We start from the raw sequence: 15,894 nt of genomic DNA, 5'->3' as shown, positions 1-15,894 counted from the left end.
GATCGATCGACGGATCGGCTATTGCTCAGTCGCCGATGACCTCGCGAATCCTGCTGGTCAGCGCGTCCATCGCGAACGGCTTGGTCAGGACGTGCATCCCGCGCTCGAGTTGGCCGTTGCCGATCACCGCATTCTCGGCATAGCCGGTGATGAACAGCACCTTGAGATCGGGGCGTTCGACTCGTGCCGCATCGGCCAATTGACGGCCATTCATTCCGCGCGGCAGGCCGACATCGGTGACCAGCAGCTGGATTGCGGGGTTGGCCTGGAGCATCGCCAGCCCCGAAGCCCCGTCTCCCGCTTCGATCGCGGTATAGCCCAAATCGGCGAGGGCATCGGCGATCAGCGCGCGGATTGCGGGCTCGTCGTCGACCACCAACACGGTTTCGCCGCCAGAGGACGGCGTCGGCAGCGCATGAAGGGGCGATTCCTGCTCCGCATCCTCGCGCGAATGCACCCGCGGAAAATACAGGCACATCGTCGTGCCCTGGCCAAGTTCGGAATAGATCCGCACCTGGCCGCCGGACTGGCGGACGAAGCCATAGATCATCGACAGGCCGAGCCCGGTTCCCTCGCCCAGCGGCTTGGTCGTGTAGAACGGGTCGAACGCGCGTTCGATCGTCTCAGCGGACATGCCGGTGCCGGTGTCGGTCACGCATAGCGAGATATATTGGCCGGGTGGCAAATCGCGCTCGCGCGCGCTGGCATGGTCGAGCCATTTGTTTGCGGTTTCGATCGTGATGCGGCCACCGTCGGGCATCGCGTCGCGCGCATTGATGCAGAGATTGAGCAGCGCATTCTCGAGCTGGTTGGGATCGATCAAGGTCGTCCACAACCCTCCCGCACCGACCACTTCGAGCTCGATCTCCGGGCCGACCGAGCGCCGTAGGAATTCTTCCATATTGGCGATCAGCCGGTTGACGTCGGTGGGCCGTGGGTCGAGCGTTTGGCGCCGCGAGAAAGCGAGCAGCCGATGCGTGAGCGCGGCCGCGCGTTTGGTCGCGCTGCGCGCCATCTCGACATATTTGTCGATCTCCGCGGTCCGGCCCTGCTTGATGCGCATCTCGATCAACTCGAGCCCGCCGGAAATGCCGGTGAGGAGATTGTTGAAATCGTGCGCCAATCCGCCGGTCAGCTGACCGACCGCCTCCATTTTCTGTGCTTGGCGTAATTGCTCCTGCGCGGCCTCGCTTTCGCGCGTGCGCTCCTCGACCTGGCGCTCGAGCGACTCCGCCAGCGCTGCTAGTGCGATTTCGGCCTGGCGCCGCTCGATTGCTGTCTGCGTACGATCGGCGACGTCGCGGACGAACGCCACGTCTTCCGCGATCCACGCGCGCGGACCCTTGTCGTTGAGATAGAGCAAGGCGACGAAGTTGTTATGATCGACCAACGGCATATTGAGCACCGCGCGCGCGTGGATCGCTTCCAGCGCCGTCGCAGTGGAGGCCGTGCGCGGGTCCTCGCGGGCATCGGCGATCGCCACCAATTCGCCGCGCTTCAAGTCCTCGATATAAGATCCATAGTGGCGAAAGTGGAGCACGCCCGCCAGGCTCTCGGTCCCCGCGCTGTTCCAGTCGCGCTCGATCGTGACGGTTTCCGCCACCGGATCGATGATGCCATATCCCGCCCGGCTGACGCCGAGCGTCGACCCCAGGATTTGCGCCGCCAGGAACGACATCGCGGTCGGGTCGGTCATCTGGCGTAGGCCATCACCAAGCGCAATCAGTGCGGCTTGATGGCTTTCCGTGCGGCGACGTGCCGTGATGTCCTGCGACACGCCGACCATCTGCTCGATCCTGCCACGGTCGTCACGCTCGAGCCGCCCATTGACCTGAACCCAATGGAGCGAGCCGTCGGGCCACAAGGTGCGATATTCGACGTCGAAATGGGCACCCGTTTCTATCGAACGATCGGCCGCCGCGCGCATTCGCTCGCGGTCGTCGGGATGGACCGCGGCAATCAGTTGATCATAGTCAAACGACTCGTCCGCGCGCCGGCCGTAATGTGCCTTGCAGTCGGGCGATGCGTGCAGCGTGTTGGTCCTGAGCTCCATCGTCCAGGCGCCGAGCCCGCCCGCGTTCAGCGCGACGCGCAGACGTTCCTGGCCCGCGCGGATGTCCTCGAGCCGCGTTCTTGCCTCATATTGCCGCCGTCGCGCGCGTCGCGCCGCTCGCGCCAGACTGATCAGCGTCGTGGGGTGGAAGGGACGTTCGAGGAAGGTGACGTTGCCCAGCGTCTCGAGCAACCGCACCGCACCTGGATTGCGCTCGAGCCCACCGCCGCGCGCGGTCAGAACGATGAAGGGAAAGTCGGACCATTCGGCCTGATCGGCAATGAAACCTGCTAGGTCGCGCAGATCGGCGCTGCGCAGCGTTTCTTCGGTCACGATCGCGAAGCCGGCACCGCTCCGTAACGCGCGGACGAACGCAGGAAGATCGGGAAGGGCGGCTGCCTCGAGACCCGCCTCGCGCAACATCGCTTCGGCTACGATGGCGTCGCGCCCGTGCGGCGCCAGGATGACGGCGCCTTCGTCGATGGTACGATTCAAGGGAGGCTCACCCGCGCTTGACCTCGAGGAGGCTGGCGCTGTCATCGCCGACGAGGCTCGGCACGCCGCGCAGCACGCCCTGGAAGGCAGTGAGCGGTTCTCCGAGCGTGATGCCATTTTTGTCGATCATGAACTCCCTGATCGTATCCTCGTGAAAGCCGGTGCGTTTCTTAACGACCGACATTGCGCGCCGGACCCGTCCTAACGCCTCGAAATAGCGCAACAGGATGACCGTGTCGGCCAGGTAGGTCACATCGACCGGCGACTTCATGTCGCCGACAAGGCCGTGCTGCGCGACCGTGAGGAAGGTCGTCGCGCCTTGGCGGTTCAGATATTGCAGCAGCTCGTGCATATGCAGGATCAACGCCTGCTCTTCGGGCATTGCCGCCTGATAGCCGTTGAGGCTGTCGATCACGACGGTCCGCGCGCCATGCGTTTCGACGCAAACGCGCACGCGCTCGGAGAATTCCCCGGGGGTCAGTTCTGCGGCGTCGATCTGTTCGATCACCAACCTTCCGGTGTCGACCATCGCCGGAAGATCGATGCCCAACCCCTTGGAGCGCTCGAACAGCAGCCCGAGTTCCTCGTCGAAAATGAACATCGCCGCGCTTTCGCCGCGCATGATCGCCGATTGGACGAAGCTGAGCGTGAGCAGCGACTTGCCGGTGCCGGCGGGTCCCAGGATCAGATTGCTGGCGCCGCGCTCGAATCCGCCGCCGAGCAGTTCGTTGAGACGCTTATTGTCGATCGGCACCGTCTCGCGCTTGAAATCGGCCCGATGTTCGGCCGACACCAGCCGTGGGAACGCGCGGACGCCACCCGTCTCGATGACGAAGTCGTGGTACCCGCCGCGATAGCGGCGGCCGCGATATTTGATCACGCGCATTCGCCGCCGCTCCGCTCCATAATTGGGCGACAATTCCTCCAGCCGGATCACGGCATGCGCGACGCTGTGCACGGTCTTGTCCATCACATCCGCGGTCAGATCGTCGAGCATCAGCACGGTTGCGTCATTGTGCGAAAAATAGTGTTTCAGCGCCAGGATCTGGCGGCGATAGCGCAGCGAACTTTGCGCGAGCAGACGGATTTCGGACAGGCTGTCGAGCACCACGCGCGCCGGCTTGGCGCGCTCGAAAGCTTCGAATATCCGCTTCGTCGTTTCACCCAGTTCGAGGTCGGATGAGTAAAGCAGGCTCTGCTGTTGTTCGTCGTTGAGCAGGCTTTCGGGCGGGACGAGCTCGAAGATTTCGAAATTGTCCGGGAATTTCCATCCATGCGACGCCGCGCCGTCGCGCAGTTCCTCCTCGGTTTCGGACAAGGTGATATAGAGTACCCGTTCGCCGTTTTCCGCGCCGGACATAAGGAACTGGCTGGCGATCGTCGTCTTGCCGGTGCCTGGGCTGCCTTCGACAAGAAACAACCTGCCCTTCGCTAGACCACCGGCGAGGATTTCATCCAGCCCGGCGACCCCGGTTGCACAATTTCCCATCCGAACTCCATCTTCTGCAAACATCCAACGTTAACGGTATCGCGTCCGTTACGACTTGATGTTGCTCAATGCCGGACCGGCGATTTCGATCCCCCGCAGCTTGTCGCGGCGGCGCCTTTCTGCTGCCCGGAATGGTCCGAAATGATCGTTTATGTGAATGATTTCAGTTGTGTAGTCGCTCTCGAGCGCGGCGATTGACTTGGGTGCCCACGCATGATGCCTTGTGGCGCATGAAGATCGCCCTGCTCGCGGCGCTGGCCGCCATGACCCTTCCCGCCACGGCGCGCGCGGACAAGCTGCCGCCACGCGACGAATGCGCGGCGGATGCGTCGTTCGCCGCGTTCCGCACGACATTGAAGGGCGTCGTCGCGCGCAAGGATGCGAAGGCGCTGCTGGCGCTGACCACGCCGGACATCGAATATTCGCTCGATGTCGGCATCCCGGGCAAAGCGGGGTTCGCGAAGGAATGGGATCTCGTCCACCCCGCGTCATCGAACCTGTGGGTTGAGCTCGATCTGGCATTGTCGCTCGGCTGCGCGCTCGATCGGGGCGAGGCGAGCATTCCTTATATGTATGCGCGCCTGCCGCAGTCGCGCGACGTCTTCGCGACCACCATGCCTAGCCGGCCGCGGGTCAATCTGCGCGCCAGCCCGAATACCGACAGCCCGGTCGTGGCGTTGCTCGACTGGGACATCCTGACCGTCATCGACGAGAAGGACAGCGCATGGACGCACGTGAAGACTGACGGGGGCAAGGAAGGTTATGTCCGCGTCGATTTCCTGCGCAACCCGCTCGCCTATCGCGCGATCTTTCGAAAGCGCGACGGCAAGTGGATGATGGCGATTTTCATCAACGGCGATTGATGGCGGATCAGCCGCTCGCGGACGGCACGATCAGATACTTCTCGCCGGTCTTCTTCGCGCTGTAGGCGAGCAGCGTGTCCTTATCGAGCGCCTCGGCCAGTGAGATGTTGGCGGTGTAATGGCTGGCGAAGGTCGTGCGGATTTCGGCGGCGACACGCGCGCGCATGCGGCCGACCACCTCGGCGCCCGCCTTCATCAGGAACGGGGTCAACAGGAAGCCGCCGACACCCCAGGAAAATCCGACATCGCGGCCGATCAAGGTCGGCCCGAGATCGAGCGCGCCATAGATATAGACCTGCTTGTAGGTGTTCGATCCGTAGCGGCTATAGGTCGTCGCGTTGCGATTGGCGGCGACTTCCATCGCCGCGAGGATCTGACCGGCCAGCTTGCCGCCGCCGATCGCGTCGAACGCAATTGTCGCGCCGGTCTCGGCGAGCGCGTCGACCAGTTCGTCGCGGAAATTGTCCGAGGTCGAATCGACAACATATTTGGCGCCAATATCGTGCAGGATCCTGGCCTGCTCGGCCGAGCGGACGATGTTCACCAGGCTCACGCCATCGGCAATGCAGATGCGGTTGAGCATCTGGCCGAGGTTCGACGCCGCGGCGGTATGGACCAGGGCCTTATGTCCCTCGGCGCGCATCGTCTCGACCATCGCCAGCGCGGTCAGCGGATTGACGAAGGCCGACGCGCCTTCGCGTGCGGTGACACCGTCGGGGAAGGGGAGCAGGTCGCTCAATCGCGCCTTGCGGTACTGGGTGTACATGCCGCCGCCGATCACCGCGACGGTCTTGCCGATCAACTCCTCGGCGCCATCGCCGGCGGCGACCACCGTTCCGGCGCCTTCGTTGCCGACTGGCATCGATTCATTGAGCCGCGCGCGCACCATCGGCATGCGCTGCTCGGGAATCTCGGCGGTCAGCAGCGGACGGTCAGCCGTGCCGCGCTGATCAAGTGTGGCGAGATCGGCGGGGCCGGTCAGCAGGCCGAGGTCGGATGGATTGAGCGGCGCCGCCTCGATCCGAACGATCACTTCGCCCGGGCCGGGAGGCGACAATTCGACCTCGACCAGCGACAATTCGAGCTTGCCGTCGGACACCAGCGAACGCAGTTCGAGGCCCTTGGTCGGTGTGGTCATTCGATCCTCCCTTATTTTTCGATTGTTCGGTATGTAGCTTGGGGAGCGATCGGTTCAAGTCCTCATCATTTCGGCCGGCCGTTGGCTTTCCACTCCGGCTTGAACCCGCCAGACGCCAGAAGGCGGACCGGTGCGACCAGCGAGCGGATCGCCTTCGTCATATAATCGATATCGAGATTCTCGACCGTGTCGGTCGGCTGGTGATAGGTCGGCACCACCGCCCAGCCCGACAGGGTGTGGGCGACGATCCCCTTGAGGGCGAGCGAATAATTGTCCGATCGCTCGAAAAAGCTCTGCTCCGGATAAGGATCGGCAGCGATCAGCGCACCCTGGCTCTTCATCATGTCGAACAGATTGGAACGCTCCGAACCGGTCATCATCAGCGCGCCCTTGGGCAATTTGGGATCCTGCGCGCCGATCATCTCGAACTCGATATTGGCGACGAGATCGGTGAGCGGCACCGGCGGATGCTCGCCGAACCAGGTCGAGCCGAGACCGCCAATCTCTTCGCTGCCATAAGCGACGAACAGAATACCGCGCTTCTGCCGGCCCATCGCGGCAAAGGCGCGGGCGAGTTCGATGACGGCGACCGTGCCGGAAGCATCGTCATTGGCGCCGGGCATGACGGTGCCGTCCGACCGCACGCCGAGGTGATCGAGATGCGCCGACAGCAGGATCACGCCTGCCTTGGGATCGGTGCCCGGCAGATAGCCGATCGCATTGGTGGTGGTCGCCCTGGTGGTTGCGATCGGGACCTGGATCGACACATCGGCGCCCGCCGCGATGCCGGCCAGCGTCTCGGTGGGAATCGTCGCGACCGTCATCGGCGGGCGGCGGCTGGGCGTGCCCTCGATCGTCGTAGGCAGCGATGGCTTGCCGCCGATCATATCCAGGAACTTGCGACTGGCGTCGCTCTCCGCGGCCAGCACCAGCTTGATTCCCTTGCCGCGCAGCTTGCGGGCAAAGGTCATCAGGCTGTCGGCAGGGCCGGTATAGACGACGACGTCGGCGGAGGGGATGTCGCCATCGGGGCGGGTCACGATGACGGCCTTGCCGCCGGCCGTCCCGCCGCCCGTCAACAACAGCGTCGCGCCTGCTACCGGCTTGCCGTCGATCGTCAGGACCGGCGGCCCGGCGATAGAGCGCCGGGTCAGCGGCGCCGTCTGGAGATAGGATTCCATGCCGGGCGCATGGCGCAGGCCGGAATCGCGGAACAACGAAGCGACATAACCGGCGGCGATGGCCTCGTCGGCAGTGGCACTGCCGCGACCGCGCAAACCCGGTCCGGCGAGAAGAATTTCTTCGGCAAGGACTTTGTCGCGGTCGATCGTCGGCGACGCCTTGTCGCGCGATGCCGCAGGAATCGCCGGCAACGCCATGAGCGCCAGCGCCGCGACAAGGCCGATATTTTTCATGCAAGCTCCCCTGGGGTCGGTTTGCGCGACCCTTAGGTAGAGCTGCCGACGAAATCTAGCCGAGCGCCTCGATCACCGCGGCGCGCAATTCTGGCATGCCGAGCCCGGTCTCGCTCGAGGTCGACAGGATGTCGGGATGCGCGGCGGGGCGCTTGCGCGCCTCTTCCGCAGTCTCGGCCGCGACTTTGTCGAGTTCGGTCGGCTTGATCTTGTCGGCCTTGGTCAGGACCAGGCGATAGCTGACCGCTGCCTTGTCGAGCATCTCCATGATCTCGCGATCGACATCCTTGATGCCATGCCGCGCATCGATCAGCACGAGCGTGCGCTTGAGCACGTCACGCCCGCGCAGGAAGTCGTTGACCAGGTACCGCCATTTCCTGACGACATCCTTCGGCGCCTTGGCGAAGCCATAGCCCGGCATGTCGACCAGCCGGAAGGCGAGGGGCTCGCCCACGTCGAAGAAGTTGAGCTCCTGCGTCCGTCCCGGTGTGTTCGACGTGCGCGCCAGCGAGTTGCGATTGGTCAGCTTGTTGAGCAGCGACGACTTGCCGACGTTCGACCGGCCGGCAAACGCGACTTCTGGGACCACGGGATCGGGCAGATGCTCGAGCGCAGGGGCGGATTTGAGGAACGCGACCGGCCCGGCGAAAATCTTACGCGCCGCCTCGATCGCGTCCTCATCGAATTCGCTCACGTTATTTGACCACCGGTTGCTTGAGGGCAGGGTGCCGCGCGTAGAGGATCCGCTGCTGCAGCACGGTCAGCAGGTTGCTGGTGATCCAGTAGACCTGAAGGCCGACCGCGAACGGCGCCATCACGAACATCAACACCCAGGGCATCAGCGCAAAGACCTGCTTCTGCGCGTCGTCCATCGGCTGCGGGTTCATCTTGAACTGCAGCCACATCGAGATGCCGAGCAGGATCGGCACCACGCCGATCGCGATCATGTGCGGTGGGGTGAAGTGCAGGATGCCGAACAAATTGAGCGGGGTCAGCGGATCGGGCGCCGACAGATCCTTGATCCAGGCGACGAACGGCTGGTGCCGCATTTCGATCGTCAGCATCAGCACCTTGTATAGCGAATACATGATCGGGATCTGGAGGAAGGTCGGCAGACAGCCGGCGAGCGGATTGACGCCCTCGGTCTTGTACAGCGCCATCACTTCCTGCTGCTGGCGTTGCTTGTCGTCCTTATGCTTTTCCTGCAGCGCCTTCATCTTGGGCTGGATCGCGCGCATCTGCGCCATCGAGGCGAACTGGCGTTGCGCGATCGGGAAGATCAGCAAGCGGATCGTCAGGGTCAGCAGCATGATCGCCACGCCGAAATTGCCGACCATGCGGAACAGCCAGTCGAGATAATAGAAGATCGGCTTTTCGATGTACCGAAACCAGCCCCAATCGACGGCGTGATCGAACAGCGCGATGCCTTCCTTGTCGGTATAGCGGTCTAGCAACCGTACTTCCTTCGCACCCGCGAAGAACCGGCTTGTCTGGGACAATTGTTGGCCGGGCGCGACCTCCTTTGCGACGCGGGCGTAATCGGCCTGGTACCCGCCTTTGCCGGTCGACTGGAACTCGCCGGCGAAGGCCGCCTCCTGATCGGGGACCAGGGCCGTCAGCCAATATTTGTCGGTGAAGCCGAGCCAGCCGCCGGTGGTCGAAAACTTTTGCGGCGCCTTGTCGACGTCCTTCCAGTTGACATCATAGTCGGCTGCTCCGTTGTGGACCGACATCGGACCGACCTGAATCGACCAGCTGTCGAGGTCCTTCGACGCCTCGGCGCGGTTGACTAGGCCGTAGGGCGCGACTTTGATCGGCTGCGCGGCGCCATTGATGACGCTCTGGCGAACGGTGAACATGTAATCCTGGTCGACGGCGAGATCGATCTGGAAGCGCTGGCCCGCGTCGTTGGCGGCGGTCAGCGTGACCGGCTTGCCCGGCGCGAGCACGCTGCCGGTCGCGGTCCAGACGGTGTCGGGAGTCGGCGACTTGATGCCGGTATCCTGCCAGCCGAATTCCGCGAAATAGGCGCCGGCTGTGCCTGCCGGCGACAACAAGCGGATCGGCGGCGAATTCTTCTCGATCGTGTCCTTATACTCGGTCAGCAGCAGGTCATCGATCCGCGCGCCCTTGAGGTTGATCGAGCCCTTGAGCGTCGGCGTGTCGATCGGCACGCGCTGCGCCGCGGTCTCGCTCAGCACGACCTTGGTATCGCGCACCGCGTCCGGGTTCGCGGTGGTCGGCGCGGCGGGATTGGGCTGGACCTGGGTCTTGCCGCCCTCGATCTTGGTGACCGGCGGGTTTGCCGGCGGCATGATCCGGTTCACGACCAGCGGCCATGCGAACAGCAGCAGCACCGCGAGCACCGCGAACATGATAAAATTGCGATTGTCGTTCTTCACGCGCTCAGGAACCTTCGATCAGAAAATCAGGGAACGGGGTCGGGCCCGTACCCGCCCCAGGGATGGCACCGGGCGATGCGCTTCATTGCCAACCACCCGCCCTTCAGCGCGCCATAGCGGCGAAGCGCGGTGATTGCATAGGCCGAACACGAAGGCTGATAGCGACAGGTCGGCGGCATTATCGCCGAAGGGCCGATTTGCCACAGGCGAACCAGTGCGATCAGCATTTTGGCGATCATCGCGAAACCTTCGCCAGCGCCTTGATCAGATCGGCCTTCAGCTGGACAAAGTCGCGAGTCAGCGCGTCGGCGCGTCCGATCAGCACATGATCCGCGCCGGCGACGCCACTGACGCTCAGCACATCATGCGCCAACGCCCGGAAACGCCGCTTGATGCGGTTGCGAACCACCGCATTGCCGATCTTCTTGGTGACCGTATAGCCGACGCGCATCGTCGCATCTTTGTCGTCGCGACGGCGGACCAGCAGGACGAAGGCGGGCATCGGCGCGCGTTTGCCGGCATTGGCCGCCAGGAAATCGCGCCGCTTGGTCAGCGTCACCACGGACGCAGAAACGGCACCAGCCCGCGCTCCCGAAGGAGGCGGGCTGGCCGAATCATCTTGCAAAGCAGGGTCGGGTGTTACGCCGACAGCTTCTTGCGGCCGCGATTGCGACGCGCACGGATCACATTGCGTCCGCCCACCGTCGCCATCCGTGCGCGGAAGCCGTGCCGGCGCGCACGCACCAGGTTGCTCGGCTGAAAGGTCCGCTTCATCGTTCATTCCCTGTACGTCGAAATTGAAAAGGGCCGCCACGGGGACGGCCTTGTGGGGAGCGCGCTTAAGCGAGAGCGCGGCCGAAGTCAACGCGGAACGGTCAGCCGGCATTGTCGACAGATGGGGGCGGTGTCTTGGCGATACAAGACACATGAGATGGCGCCAAAATGGCGTTAAAGCCAATCGCGCCGGCGGGATAGCAGGGTAAGTAGGGGTCAGGGAGCATCAATGACCACCATCGTTTCCACCGTCGCCTATCTCGGACTGGAAGCACGCGCGGTCGAAGTGCAGGTGCAGCTGATTCCCGGTTTGCCCAAGTTTATCGTCGTCGGACTCGCCGACAAGGCGGTGGCGGAGAGCCGGGAGCGCGTGCGCGGCGCGATCGCGGCGATGGGGCTGTCGATGCCGCCCAAACACATCGTCGTGAACCTGTCGCCGGCCGATCTGCCCAAGGAAGGCACGCATTTCGACCTGCCGATCGCGCTTGGCCTGCTCGGCGCGATGGGCGTGGTCGACGCCGAGACGCTGAGCGAGCTGGTCGTGGTCGGCGAACTTGGGTTGAACGGCCGAATCGCGCCGTCGCCGGGCGTTCTGCTCGCCGCGCTCCATGCGTCGAGCGAAGGGAAGGGGCTGGTTTGCCCGGCCGCCCAAGGCGCCGAAGCGGCCTGGGCTGGGTCGATCGACGTCATCGCCGCGCCTGACCTGATTGGCCTGCTCAATCACCTCAAGGGCAATCAGTTGATCGGTCCGCCGCAGCCCGGCGAGGCCGTGGAACCGGCTGCCGGCCCCGATCTCCGGCAAGTGAAGGGTCAGGAAACCGCCAAGCGCGCGCTCGAAATCGCCGCCGCGGGCGCGCACAATCTGTTGATGATCGGGCCGCCGGGCGCGGGCAAATCGCTCATGGCGTCGTGCCTGCCGGGCATCCTGCCGCCGCTTGATGCCGGCGAAGCGCTCGAAGTGTCGATGGTCCAGTCGGTCGCCGGCACGCTCGACGGCGGGCGGATCACCCGGGCGAGGCCCTATCGCGCGCCGCATCATTCGGCGTCGATGGCGGCGTTGGTTGGCGGCGGCCTCAAGGTGCGTCCGGGCGAAGTCAGTATGGCGCATCTCGGCGTGCTGTTCCTCGACGAACTCCCTGAGTTTCAGCGCGGCGTGCTCGATTCGTTGCGCCAGCCGCTCGAGACCGGGACGGTCAGCGTCGCGCGTGCCAATGCACATGTTACCTTCCCGGCGCGGGTGCAGCTCGTCGCAGCGATGAATCCTTGCCGTTGCGGCCATCTCGGCGATGCGTCTCTCGCCTGTGCTCGCGCGCCGAGATGCGCCGCCGATTATCAGGCCAAAGTGTCGGGACCGCTGCTCGATCGCATCGACCTGCACGTCGAAGTCCAGTCGGTCAGCGCCGCCGATCTCGTCCTGCCGCCGCCGGCCGAGGGATCGGCGGAGGTCGCGCGGCGCGTGATGGCGGCGCGACAGGTCCAGGCGCGGCGTTATGCCGACGAAACCGCCCGCACCAATGCCGAAGCCGATGGCGACCTGCTCGAAGCGGTGGCGACGCCTGATGATGCCGGACGCACCTTGCTGGCCCAGGCCTCCGAAGCGATGCGGCTGTCGGCGCGGGGCTATACCCGCGTGCTCAGGGTCGCGCGGACGATCGCCGATCTTGCCGGTGCGGCCGATGTCGGGCGCGTCCATGTCGCCGAGGCGCTGAGCTATCGCCGGCGTGCGCCGTCCAGCTGAGGGACAGATACGGCGAGAGTTGGTTGTAATCGTACCGGGATAGGATCAGGTTACCCTCGCGACTCGGGGGAGTATCACGATGAACGGATCGACTGCGGCTGCTAAGACGCTGGGGATCCTTCGCTTTCAACTCCTCCACCATGGCGCAAGGGCGCACACCGGCGTTTCTGCCGGATGAAAATTGTCATGAAACGGATCGCAAAACCCACGCTAGGCTAACAGGGAGACGTTTGATGCAATGGATGCTTATGCCGCTGAAACGGTATGCGGATTTTCAAGGCCGCTCGACCCGGATGGAGTTCTGGATGTTCGCTCTGTTCGTGACGATCGTGATGGTCGTCCTTCAGATCCTGATGGGTATCATGTTCGCGTCGTCCATGTCGGTCGATCCCCAGACGGGCGTGGTAACCGGTGGTGGGGGCGCCGGAATATTCGCCGTCATCATCTGGGTCTTCTATCTGGCTATTCTCGTCCCGAGCATCGCCGTTGGAGTCCGCCGCATGCACGACCAGGATAAATCGGGCTGGTTCATTCTGATCCCGATCGCAAACCTGATCTTCTATTGTCTGCCTGGTACGCCGGGCCCGAACAAATATGGCCCCGATCCTCTGGGCGGTGCGGGCAATTTGGGGCAGACCTTCCAGTAGGGGGCTGCGTTAGTCGATCGAGACGAGAGCAAGGAGAGACATTCCATGGAATGGATGTTTATGCCGTTGAAGCGTTATGCCGAATTTTCGGGGCGCTCGCGTCGGCAGGAATTCTGGATGTTCATGCTGCTGCTGGCCATCATCTGGCTGGTTGCGCTCGTTACCATCGTAGTGATCGCGGGCAGCGCGATGAGCATGGCCGGCACCAGTTCCGATGGCACGCCAAGGCTCGGTGGCATGGTGGGTATGTTCGCCTCCATGGGCATCATCGCCATCATCCTGGGGATCGTCTGGCTCGCCTTGCTGATCCCAATTATCGCGGTGCAAGTGCGGCGTCTCCACGATACCGATCGGGCGGGCTGGTGGCTGTTTCTGTACTGGGGTCCGTACCTGCTGGCGTTGGCGCTTAGTGTCGGCGGCGCCGTCAACCAGAGCGCCGGCATATCGGGAATCGGCGTGATCTTCTCGCTCGTGTCGTGGATCGGCGGGATCGTTCTGCTCGTCTTCTGGTGCCTTCCAGGTACCAGTGGGCCGAACCGCTTCGGTCCTGATCCGCTGGGCGGTATCGGCAATCTGTCGCAGACCTTCCAATAACCCTGCGCGGCGGCTTGCCCGGACGAAATCGCTCGTCCAGGCAAGCCGTCGGCCTGCCGATCACCTTACGGTAAAGCTGCGCGCGACGCGCGTCGCACTTCGACAAGACTCTGGTGTGCGCGGCTTCCTGCCATCGCCCGACTTCGTCGCCACGCTCAGCCTTGCCGGTCCAACAGGCAGTCGATGAACGCGCGCAACGCCGGCGGCTGCTGCCGCCGACTGGGATGGTACAGGTAGACGCCGGGAAATTTAGGTGAATAACGCTCGAGCACGCGGACCAACTTGCCTTCTTTCAGCCACCCTTCCATCCATTCGTGGGAAGCATAGGCGATCCCGAGGCCCTGGAGCGCGGCCTGCAAAACCACTTCGATATCGTTTGCGATGATCGGCCCTTGCACCGCAATCTCGAATTCCCTGCCGTCTTCTTCGAATTCCCAGCGATAAAGGCTGCCGTCGGTCGGCCAGCGCCAGTTGAGGCAGGCATGGTTATGGAGCTCGTCCGGGGTTTCGGGCGTGCCATGACGTGCGAGATAATCCGGCGAAGCGACCGCCATCATCTCCAATTCACCGGTCAGGCGCACCGCGATCATGTCCTTCTCGAGCAGCTCGCCAAGCCGGATTCCGGCGTCGAAGCGGCCTGCGACGATGTCCGTCAGCGCATCGTCCACCGTGACGTCGAGTATCACGCCGGGATTGTCGCGATGGAAGCGGCCCAATCGGGGCGCGATCAGCCTTATCGCGGCCGTTCGCGGCGCGTTGATCCGCAACATGCCCGCCGGACGTTCGCGCGTTGAAGCCGCCTCCGCGACGGCCGCGTCGAGTTCGTCCACGGCGGGACGAAGCCTTTGATAGAGGCGTTCGCCGGCCGTCGTCGGAGCCACGCTTCGCGTCGTCCGATTGAGCAGGCGAACGCCAAGCCGTTCCTCGAGCTGGCGAATAGTCTGGCTGAGCGCCGAGGGCGTGATACCCAGATGCGCCGCTGCGCGGACGAAACTGCGATGCTCCGCCACTGCAGCGAAAGCGTTGAGGTTCGCAAAATCCGTGCCGCGCATTATCCACCACCAACTTAATAGAGAAGGTGTATTCTAGCGGATAATCTAACTGTTGGTCAGGAGCCATATCGCCCCTCGCACGAGGACGCATCGCCGCGTTCGTGGGAGAATGGACAATGACCAATAGTTTGACCCTTCAATCCTACCGTTTGCTCGGCCGCTCGGGCTTACGCGTTTCGCCGCTCTCATTGGGCACGATGACGTTCGGATCCGACTGGGGCTGGGGTGCCGACGAGGACGAGGCACGCCGCCTGTTCGATACCTATGTCGATCGCGGGGGGAATTTCATCGACACCGCGAGCATGTATACGGGCGGGTCATCCGAGCGCCTGCTCGGTACGTTCATGGCCGATAAGCGCGAGCAACTCGTTATCGCCACCAAATATACGATGAGCCGCCGACCGGACGACCCCAATGCCGGGGGCAACCACCGCAAGTCGATGGTCCGTTCGGTCGAGGAGAGCCTCAGGAAACTCGGTACCGACTATATCGACCTGCTGTACCTGCACGTCTGGGACTTTACGACGCCGGTCGAGGAAATCCTGCGCGGGCTCGACGACCTCGTGCGCCAAGGCAAGGTCCTTTATCTCGGAATCTCCGACACTCCCGCCTGGCAGGTTTCGCGGATGCAAGCGATCGCGGATCTTCGCGGCTGGTCGCCACTGGTCGCATTGCAGGTCGAATACAGTCTCGCCGAGCGCACCGTCGAACGCGACCTCGCGCCGATGTCCGAGGAGATGGGGCTGGGGGTTATCCCGTGGTCGCCGCTTGCCGGCGGAGTACTGACCGGCAAGTACAAGCGCTCGGATCTCGAAGCCGAGGCGTCGGCAAACCCGACGGGCACCCGCCACAACGTGGTGCTCGCGCACAACATGCTTACCGAGCGCAACCTCACCATCGCGGACGAGGTCGGCGAGATCGCCGAAGAACTGGGTAGGTCGCGCGCGCAGGTGGCCCTCGCCTGGACCCTGCTCAACCCTGCGGTCACCTCGCCGATCATCGGTGCCCGTACGCTCCACCAGCTGGAGGACAATCTCGGTGCGCTCGATGTCGAGTTCAGCGATGAGCAACGCGCACGGCTCGACGCGGTGAGCGCCATCGATCCCGGCTTTCCGCACGTGATGATGCGCCTGCCGATGGTCCAGCAGGTCATTTTCGGAGAGACCCAGGTGCGGCGCCGCCGGCGAAGCTGATTTTTAAAGAGGGCGCCCGAGGGGCGCCCTCTTCGTCTGTA

The 15,894-nt window shown here is 63.8% G+C and carries 15 protein-coding genes; 5 read left to right on the top strand and 10 right to left on the bottom strand.

Annotated elements, in window-relative coordinates:
* Positions 1 to 25 precede the first annotated feature (25 nt).
* Together AC1DRD_RS13835 and AC1DRD_RS13830 are read right to left on the bottom strand one after the other, a co-directional pair.
* A complete protein-coding gene (locus AC1DRD_RS13835; protein WP_478041804.1) occupies positions 26 to 2,548 on the bottom strand; it encodes an ATP-binding protein in 2,523 nt (840 codons plus the stop codon).
* A 7-nt stretch (positions 2,549 to 2,555) separates the two neighbouring features.
* Entirely contained in the window at positions 2,556 to 4,037 is a 1,482-nt protein-coding gene (locus tag AC1DRD_RS13830) for an ATPase domain-containing protein (protein ID WP_478041803.1), read from the bottom strand.
* A 230-nt stretch (positions 4,038 to 4,267) separates the two neighbouring features.
* Here AC1DRD_RS13830 and AC1DRD_RS13825 point away from each other — a divergent pair, with 230 nt between their 5' ends.
* On the top strand, positions 4,268 to 4,900 hold the full coding sequence (locus AC1DRD_RS13825; RefSeq protein WP_478041802.1) for an SH3 domain-containing protein: 633 nt from the start codon (positions 4,268 to 4,270) through the stop codon (positions 4,898 to 4,900).
* Between the two features lie 7 nt (positions 4,901 to 4,907).
* Here the strand turns inward: AC1DRD_RS13825 and AC1DRD_RS13820 are convergent, their stop codons facing one another.
* From AC1DRD_RS13820 to rpmH, 7 genes are all read right to left on the bottom strand, one after another.
* Positions 4,908 to 6,038 carry a zinc-binding dehydrogenase gene (locus AC1DRD_RS13820; protein WP_478041801.1) on the bottom strand — a complete coding sequence of 377 codons (1,131 nt, stop codon included), beginning with the start codon at positions 6,036 to 6,038 and terminating at the stop codon, positions 4,908 to 4,910.
* A 65-nt stretch (positions 6,039 to 6,103) separates the two neighbouring features.
* Positions 6,104 to 7,453: a M28 family metallopeptidase gene (locus AC1DRD_RS13815; RefSeq protein ID WP_478041800.1), complete on the bottom strand. Its 1,350-nt coding sequence runs from the start codon at positions 7,451 to 7,453 to the stop codon at positions 6,104 to 6,106.
* Positions 7,454 to 7,508: 55 nt separating this feature from the next.
* Positions 7,509 to 8,147, bottom strand: a complete 639-nt coding sequence (gene yihA, locus AC1DRD_RS13810) for a ribosome biogenesis GTP-binding protein YihA/YsxC (RefSeq protein ID WP_478029336.1) — start codon at positions 8,145 to 8,147, stop codon at positions 7,509 to 7,511.
* Position 8,148: 1 nt separating this feature from the next.
* Entirely contained in the window at positions 8,149 to 9,855 is a 1,707-nt protein-coding gene (yidC, locus tag AC1DRD_RS13805; protein ID WP_478041799.1) for a membrane protein insertase YidC, read from the bottom strand.
* Positions 9,856 to 9,881: 26 nt separating this feature from the next.
* Positions 9,882 to 10,094, bottom strand: coding sequence for a membrane protein insertion efficiency factor YidD (gene yidD, locus AC1DRD_RS13800; protein ID WP_478029334.1), 213 nt, complete (start codon positions 10,092 to 10,094; stop codon positions 9,882 to 9,884).
* Positions 10,091 to 10,414 carry a ribonuclease P protein component gene (gene rnpA, locus AC1DRD_RS13795; protein WP_478041798.1) on the bottom strand — a complete coding sequence of 108 codons (324 nt, stop codon included), beginning with the start codon at positions 10,412 to 10,414 and terminating at the stop codon, positions 10,091 to 10,093. Before rnpA ends, yidD begins: the two co-directional genes overlap by 4 nt.
* Positions 10,415 to 10,494: 80 nt before the next feature.
* On the bottom strand, positions 10,495 to 10,629 hold the full coding sequence (gene rpmH, locus AC1DRD_RS13790) for a 50S ribosomal protein L34 (protein WP_066589281.1): 135 nt from the start codon (positions 10,627 to 10,629) through the stop codon (positions 10,495 to 10,497).
* Between the two features lie 229 nt (positions 10,630 to 10,858).
* Between rpmH and AC1DRD_RS13785 the strand changes: the two genes are divergently transcribed.
* The 3 genes from AC1DRD_RS13785 (at position 10,859) to AC1DRD_RS13775 (ending at position 13,608) form a co-directional block, all read left to right on the top strand.
* A complete protein-coding gene (locus tag AC1DRD_RS13785) occupies positions 10,859 to 12,367 on the top strand; it encodes a YifB family Mg chelatase-like AAA ATPase (protein WP_478029332.1) in 1,509 nt (502 codons plus the stop codon).
* A 233-nt stretch (positions 12,368 to 12,600) separates the two neighbouring features.
* Positions 12,601 to 13,014: a DUF805 domain-containing protein gene (locus AC1DRD_RS13780; protein WP_478029331.1), complete on the top strand. Its 414-nt coding sequence runs from the start codon at positions 12,601 to 12,603 to the stop codon at positions 13,012 to 13,014.
* A gap of 45 nt (positions 13,015 to 13,059) precedes the next feature.
* Complete coding sequence (locus AC1DRD_RS13775; protein ID WP_478029330.1) at positions 13,060 to 13,608, top strand: DUF805 domain-containing protein; 549 nt, start codon at positions 13,060 to 13,062, stop codon at positions 13,606 to 13,608.
* Between the two features lie 155 nt (positions 13,609 to 13,763).
* Here the strand turns inward: AC1DRD_RS13775 and AC1DRD_RS13770 are convergent, their stop codons facing one another.
* On the bottom strand, positions 13,764 to 14,660 hold the full coding sequence (locus AC1DRD_RS13770; protein ID WP_478029329.1) for a LysR family transcriptional regulator: 897 nt from the start codon (positions 14,658 to 14,660) through the stop codon (positions 13,764 to 13,766).
* 116 nt (positions 14,661 to 14,776) lie between these two features.
* On the opposite strand from AC1DRD_RS13770, the gene AC1DRD_RS13765 reads away from it, so the two are divergent.
* Positions 14,777 to 15,853, top strand: a complete 1,077-nt coding sequence (locus tag AC1DRD_RS13765; RefSeq protein ID WP_478041797.1) for an aldo/keto reductase — start codon at positions 14,777 to 14,779, stop codon at positions 15,851 to 15,853.
* Positions 15,854 to 15,894: the final 41 nt, after the last annotated feature.

This window comes from Sphingomonas sp. P4_G2 (assembly GCF_056401155.1).
Note: the sequence above shows the minus strand (reverse complement) of the source record. Positions and strands in the feature narration are given on the sequence as shown.